5 protein-coding genes are annotated in these 6,019 nt (G+C 69.5%); 3 read left to right on the top strand and 2 right to left on the bottom strand.

Going from position 1 to position 6,019, the window contains the following annotated elements; all coding sequences use genetic code 11:
- Positions 1-50: 50 nt before the first annotated feature.
- Positions 51-1,001: a malate dehydrogenase gene (gene mdh / locus ACPFP2_RS09335; protein WP_424088011.1), complete on the bottom strand. Its 951-nt coding sequence runs from the start codon at positions 999-1,001 to the stop codon at positions 51-53.
- A gap of 138 nt (positions 1,002-1,139) precedes the next feature.
- Entirely contained in the window at positions 1,140-2,000 is an 861-nt protein-coding gene (locus ACPFP2_RS09330) for a bifunctional methylenetetrahydrofolate dehydrogenase/methenyltetrahydrofolate cyclohydrolase (protein ID WP_424088009.1), read from the bottom strand.
- A 416-nt stretch (positions 2,001-2,416) separates the two neighbouring features.
- Between ACPFP2_RS09330 and ACPFP2_RS09325 the strand changes: the two genes are divergently transcribed.
- The 3 genes from ACPFP2_RS09325 (at position 2,417) to ACPFP2_RS09315 (ending at position 6,014) form a co-directional block, all read left to right on the top strand.
- Entirely contained in the window at positions 2,417-4,021 is a 1,605-nt protein-coding gene (locus tag ACPFP2_RS09325) for a peptide ABC transporter substrate-binding protein (RefSeq protein WP_424088007.1), read from the top strand.
- A 79-nt stretch (positions 4,022-4,100) separates the two neighbouring features.
- On the top strand, positions 4,101-5,039 hold the full coding sequence (locus ACPFP2_RS09320; RefSeq protein ID WP_424088005.1) for an ABC transporter permease: 939 nt from the start codon (positions 4,101-4,103) through the stop codon (positions 5,037-5,039).
- Between the two features lie 18 nt (positions 5,040-5,057).
- Complete coding sequence (locus ACPFP2_RS09315; protein ID WP_424088003.1) at positions 5,058-6,014, top strand: ABC transporter permease; 957 nt, start codon at positions 5,058-5,060, stop codon at positions 6,012-6,014.
- Positions 6,015-6,019: the final 5 nt, after the last annotated feature.

Below are 6,019 nucleotides of genomic sequence, written 5' to 3'. Positions count from 1 at the left end.
AGGGGGCACGCCGACGTGTCGGCGTGCCCCCTCCCGGTGGTGCTGGTGGATCACATGTTGGCTACGTCGGCCTGCTTGGTGCGGACGGCCTCGGCGGCCTCCTTCAGGGCGGCCAGCTCGTCGGCGTCCAGGTCGGTCTCGACGACCTTCTTGACGCCCTCGGCGCCGATCTCGGCCTCGACGCCCAGGTAGACGCCGTTGATGCCGTACTCGCCGTCGACCCAGGCGCAGACCGGCATGACCGCGCCGGAGTCCTCCGCGACGGCCTTGGCCATCCGTGCGGCGGCGGCCGACGGGGCGTAGTACGCCGAGCCGGTCTTCAGCAGCGCGACGACCTCCGCGCCACCGTTGCGGGTCTTGACGACCAGCTCCTCGATCTGCTCGGCCGGCATCGCGTCGCGCAGCGGCTTGCCGTTGACGGTGCTCTTCGACGGGACCGGCACCATGGTGTCGCCGTGCGAGCCGAGGGTCAGCGTCTTCACGGACTTCACCGGCACCTGGAGGGCCTCGGCGACGAAGTTGGTGAACCGGGCGGTGTCGAGCATGCCGGCCTGGCCGAGCACCCGGTTCTTCGGGAACTGGGTGGCGAGCTGGGCCAGTGCGGTCATCTCGTCCAGCGGGTTGGAGACCACGATGACCACGGCGTTCGGGGCGTACTTGGCGACGTTCTCGGAGACCTGGCGGACGATCTTGGCGTTCGTCTCCAGCAGGTCCATCCGGCTCATGCCCGGCTTACGGGGCAGACCGGCGGTGATGACGACGACGTCCGAGCCCTCGATGGCCTCGTAGCCCTCGCCGTTCGGGCCGGTGGTGACGCCGACGACCTTGGTCTCGAAGCCCTCGACCGCGCGCGACTGGTTGAGGTCCAGCGCGAGACCCGCCGGCTTGCCCTCCACGATGTCGGTGATCACGACGGTGTCGAAGACGTCGTACTCGGCCAGGCGCTGTGCGGTGGTGGAGCCGTAGAAGCCGGCCCCGACGACAGTGACCTTCTTACCCATGGTCGTCCCACTCCCTGATACCAGTCGGTTTTCCGGACCGTATCAGCCATCCTGGCACCGATCGGGCCAGGGGCGGCGGCCAACCGCCGGATGGGGCGAACGTCACCACCGACCCGTTTCCGGCCGGCCGGGCGGCGTTCAGCCGCGCTCGGCCCGCTCGACCACGTTGGTCAGCAGCATCGCGCGGGTCATCGGCCCGACCCCGCCGGGCATCGGGACCAGCCGGCCGGCGACCTCGGCGACCTCCGGGTCCACGTCGCCGGTGTAGCGGCCCTTGCCGTCGGCCCCGATGACCCGGGTGATGCCGACGTCCACGACGGTCGCGCCCGGCGTGACCAGGTCGGCGGTGAGCAGCCCGGGCACGCCCGCCGCGACGATCACGATGTCGGCGGCCCGGGTGTGCGAGGCGAGGTCGAGGGTGCCGGTGTGGCAGAGGGTGACGGTGGCGTTCTCGCTGCGCCGGGTGAGCAGCAGGCCGAGCGGCCGCCCGACGGTGTTGCCACGCCCGACCACCGCCACCTTGGCGCCGCGCAGCGCCACGTCGTGCCGGCGGAGCAGCTCGACGATGCCGCGCGGGGTGCAGGGCAGCGGACCGTCGTAGCCGAGGACGAGGCGGCCGAGGTTGACCGGGTGCAGGCCGTCGGCGTCCTTGTCCGGGTCGATCATCTCCAACGCCCGCTGGGTGTCCAGGTGGCCCGGGAGCGGCAGCTGGACGATGTAGCCGTGGCAGGCCGGGTCGGCGTTCAGCTCGGCGAGGACCGCGTCGACCTGCTCCTGGGTGGCGTCGGCGGGCAGCTCACGGCGGATGGAGGCGATCCCGACCTCCGCGCAGTCCCGGTGCTTGCCGTTGACGTACGCCTGGGAGCCCGGGTCCGCGCCGACCAGGACGGTGCCCAGGCCGGGGGTGATGCCGCGCTCCGCGAGTGCCTTCACCCGCGTCCGCAGCTCGTCCTTGATCTCCGCCGCGGTCGCCTTGCCGTCCAGGATGGTCGCCGTCACGCCCTGATCGTCTCATGTCGGACGACCAGCGCACCGCCGACAGCCGACGGTGACTATCCGTTACGTGTCTATCGTCACTGATGGTAACTGACTGTGGGTCACGCCACGCGGCGGCGCGGACGACCTGCCCGGAAGGGCGCCAGACCGGACTGGCGGCCGGCAACCGCCCAGGCACCTCCGGCACACCCCACGTCCCTCGCGACCGGACCAGAATTCATCGCCCCTGAGCTGCACCTTCGCGAGCCCTCCTCTAACAGGTCCGGTGCCGTTCGACAAGACCGGGGTGGGTGATCCGTTATCCCATCGCAACCCTGTCGTTGTCGAGGGCGGCCAGCACGACCTACCGTTACCGATCGTTGCGCAGCGTCACCCAGCGCCGGGCCCGACTGCGCAGCGTGAGGAGATGAGGAGACTTCATGCGTGTTCGTAGGCTGGCTGCCTGGACCGCCCTCCCGCTCGCGGTGACCCTGGGCCTGACGGCCTGCGGCTCGGGCGGCGGCAGCGGATCCGGCGAGAGCGACCCCGACGCGGCGGTGCGGATCGAGATCGCCGAGCCGCAGCACCTGGTGCCCACCAACACCAACGAGACCAGCGGCTCGCAGGTGCTCAGCGCCCTGTTCAGCCCACTGGTCGACTACGACGAGGCCAACAAGCCGTACGAGGTGGCGGCCGAGTCGGTGACGTCGTCCGACAACAAGGTCTGGACGGTCAAGCTCAAGGACGGCTACACCTTCCACAACGGCGAGAAGGTCACCGCCGACAGCTACCTCGACGCCTGGAACTACGGCGCGTACGCCCCGAACGGCCAGAACTCCAGCTACTTCTTCGAGAAGATCGCCGGGTACGACGACCTGCAGGGCGAGAAGCCGGCGGCGAAGACGCTCTCCGGCCTGAAGAAGGTCGACGACCTGACCTTCACCGTGACGCTCGCCGAGCCGTACAGCGAGTTCAAGACGATGCTCGGCTACACGGCCTTCTACCCACTGCCGAAGGCGGCCTTCTCCGCCCCGGGCGTGCTCGCCGAGGGCTACGAGCAGGCGCCGATCGGCCAGGGTCCGTTCCGGATGAAGGGCACCTGGCAGCACGACGCCAAGGTCGAGGTCGAGAAGTACGACGCCTTCCCCGGTGAGAAGCCGAAGGTGGCCGGCGTCGAGTTCCGGATCTACCAGCAGCCGACCGCCGCGTACGCGGACGTGCTCTCGGACAACCTCGACGTGATCAAGACGATCCCGACCGAGAACCTGTCGACCGCCGCCACCGACCTCGGTGACCGGTTCCAGCAGAGCCCCGCCTCGTCGCTGCAGGTGCTGGCGTTCCCGACGTTCCAGAAGGAATTCAGCAACCCCGAGGTCCGCAAGGCGATCTCGATGGCGATCGACCGGGACGAGATCACCAAGTCGATCTTCAAGGACTCGCAGCAGCCGGCCCGCTCCTTCGTCTCGCCGGTCGTGGCGGGCTACCGGGAGAACACCATCGGCGCCGCCGGCGAGTTCGACCCGGCCGAGGCCAAGGCGATGTACGAGGCCGCGGGCGGCCCGAAGAAGATCGAGCTGTCCTACAACGGCGACGGCGGTCACAAGGACTGGATCGACGCGACCTGCAACCAGCTCAAGGCCAACCTGGGCGTGGAGTGCGTCGGCAACGCCGAGCCGAAGTTCGCGGACCTGCTGACCAAGCTGAAGGCCAAGGACTCGGTCGGCCTGTTCCGGATGGGCTGGGTCATGGACTACCCGTCCATGGAGAACTACCTCGGCCCGCTGTACAGCAGCAACGGCTCCTCGAACTACTACGGCTACAGCAACCCGGAGTTCGACCGGCTGCTGGCCGAGGGCGCCGCGGCGCCGACCGAGGACGAGGCGATCAAGAAGTACCAGGCGGCGGAGGACCTCCTGGCCAAGGACCTGCCGGTGATCCCGCTGCGGTACGGCCAGAACAACTTCGGCCACTCGACCAAGGTCAAGAACGTCGAGATGGACCTCTTCGACCGGATCGACCTGCTGAAGATCGAAGCCGTCAAGTAACGACGTCGGACGGGTCGGGTCACCGCGAGGTGGCCCGACCCGCCACGCGCTTCGCCCCTTTTCAGAGAGACTGCACAGTATGTTCCGCTTCATTCTGCGGCGACTGCTCCAGATGGTCCTCGCCTTCTTCGGGACCACGCTGATCGTCTACGCGCTGATGTTCGCCGGCCAGGGCGATCCCATCCAGGCACTGGCCGGGGAACGGCCGGTCACCGCCGCCCAGCGGGCATACCTGACCGAGAAGTACCACCTCGACGCGACCGGGGTGGGCGGCTTCTTCTACCGCTACTTCGACTACATCTCCAACCTGCTCCGGGGCGACCTCGGGCAGTCGCTCACCGGTCGCCAGATCGGCGACATCCTCGCCACGGCCTGGCCGGTCACCGTGAAGCTGGCGCTCATCGCGATGGTGGTGACCGTCGTCCTCGGCGTCACCGCGGGTGTGATCGCCGGCATCCGGCGGGCCGGCGTCTTCGACAACTCCACGCTGGTGCTCACCCTGCTGGTCCTCGGCATCCCGACCATCGTGCTGGCCCCGCTCGCCCAGTACTTCCTCGGCGTCAGGTGGCAACTCTTCCCGCCCACCGCCGGCGCGGACCCCGACCTGTACGCGCTGCTGCTGCCCGGCATCGTGCTCGGCTCGCTCTCGCTGGCCACCGCGCTGCGGCTGACCCGTACCTCGGTGGCGGAGAACCTGCGCGCCGACTACGTCCGTACCGCCCGCTCCAAGGGGCTGGTCAAGCGGCGGATCGTCGGCGTGCACGTGCTGCGCAACTCCCTCATCCCGGTGATCACCTTCCTCGGCGTCGAACTGGGCAACCTGATGAGCGGCGCGATCATCACCGAGGGTGTCTTCAACATCCCCGGCGTGGGCTTCAACCTCTTCCGCGGCATCCGCACCGAGGACGGCCCGCTGGTGGTGGGCATCGTCAGCGTGCTGGTCGTGGTCTACCTCGTCTCCAACCTGGTGGTGGACGTGCTGTACGCCGTACTCGACCCGAGGATCCGCTATGAGTGAGCGCAACGAGGTACCGGCGTGAGTGATTTCGAGACGGTGGCGGCCTCGGAGAACCAGGCCGCGCGGCGGGGCGTGTCGGGCGAGCCCGGCGCGCCCAACCAGGTCGGCGTACCGCAGAAGCCGCGCAGCCTGGCCGGTGACGCCTGGCGCGACCTGCGCCGCAAGCCGATCTTCTGGATCAGCCTGGCCCTGGTGGTGCTGGTCGCCGCGATGGCCGCCGCGCCCTCGCTCTTCACCGCGAACGACCCGCGCGACTGCGTCCTGTCCCGGCAGCACGCCGGGCCGTCCGGCGGGGCCATCTTCGGGTACGACTTCCAGGGCTGCGACACGTACGCCCGGGCCGTGTACGGCGCCCGCGCCTCGCTGCTGGTCGGTGCCCTCTCCGCGCTGCTCACCGGTCTGATCGCGCTGGTCATCGGGATGGTGGCCGGCTACTTCGGCCGCTGGGTGGACGCGGTGCTCTCCCGCGTCATCGACATCGTGCTCGGCATCCCGCTGCTGCTCGCCGCGATCGTGCTGCTCAAGCGGGTCGCCAGCGACAGCTCGGCGGTCCGGATCGCCGCGGTGATCTTCGTGCTGGCGGTGCTCGGCTGGACCACCGCGGCCCGGGTGGTCCGCTCCTCGGTGATCACCGCCAAGGAGCAGGACTACGTCGCCGCGGCCCGGATGCTCGGCGCGGGCAACGGCCGGATCATGTGGCGGCACATCCTGCCGAACGCGCTCGCCCCGGCGATCGTGGTGCTCACCATCGCGCTCGGCTCGTTCATCGCCGCCGAGGCGACGCTGAGCTTCCTCGGCATCGGACTCAAGGCCCCGACCATCTCCTGGGGCATCGACATCGACGCCGGCCGGGTGCACATGCGGGAGTCGGCGACGCCGCTGGTCGTACCGTCCGCCTTCCTGGCGCTGACCGTGCTCGCCTTCATCATGCTCGGCGACGCGATCCGCGACGCCTTCGACCCGAAGCTGCGGTGAGGCTC

The sequence above is a fragment of the Micromonospora citrea genome (genome assembly GCF_049629545.1).
Taxonomy (GTDB): Bacteria; Actinomycetota; Actinomycetes; order Mycobacteriales; family Micromonosporaceae; genus Micromonospora; species Micromonospora citrea_A.
Note: the sequence above shows the minus strand (reverse complement) of the source record. Positions and strands in the feature narration are given on the sequence as shown.

Coding starts and splice junctions, on each gene's coding strand:
- ACPFP2_RS09320 (WP_424088005.1), top strand. CDS start 4,101: ATGTTCCGCTTCATTCTGCGGCGACTGCTCCAGATGGTCCTCGCCTTC.
- mdh (WP_424088011.1), bottom strand. CDS start 1,001: ATGGGTAAGAAGGTCACTGTCGTCGGGGCCGGCTTCTACGGCTCCACC.
- ACPFP2_RS09325 (WP_424088007.1), top strand. CDS start 2,417: ATGCGTGTTCGTAGGCTGGCTGCCTGGACCGCCCTCCCGCTCGCGGTG.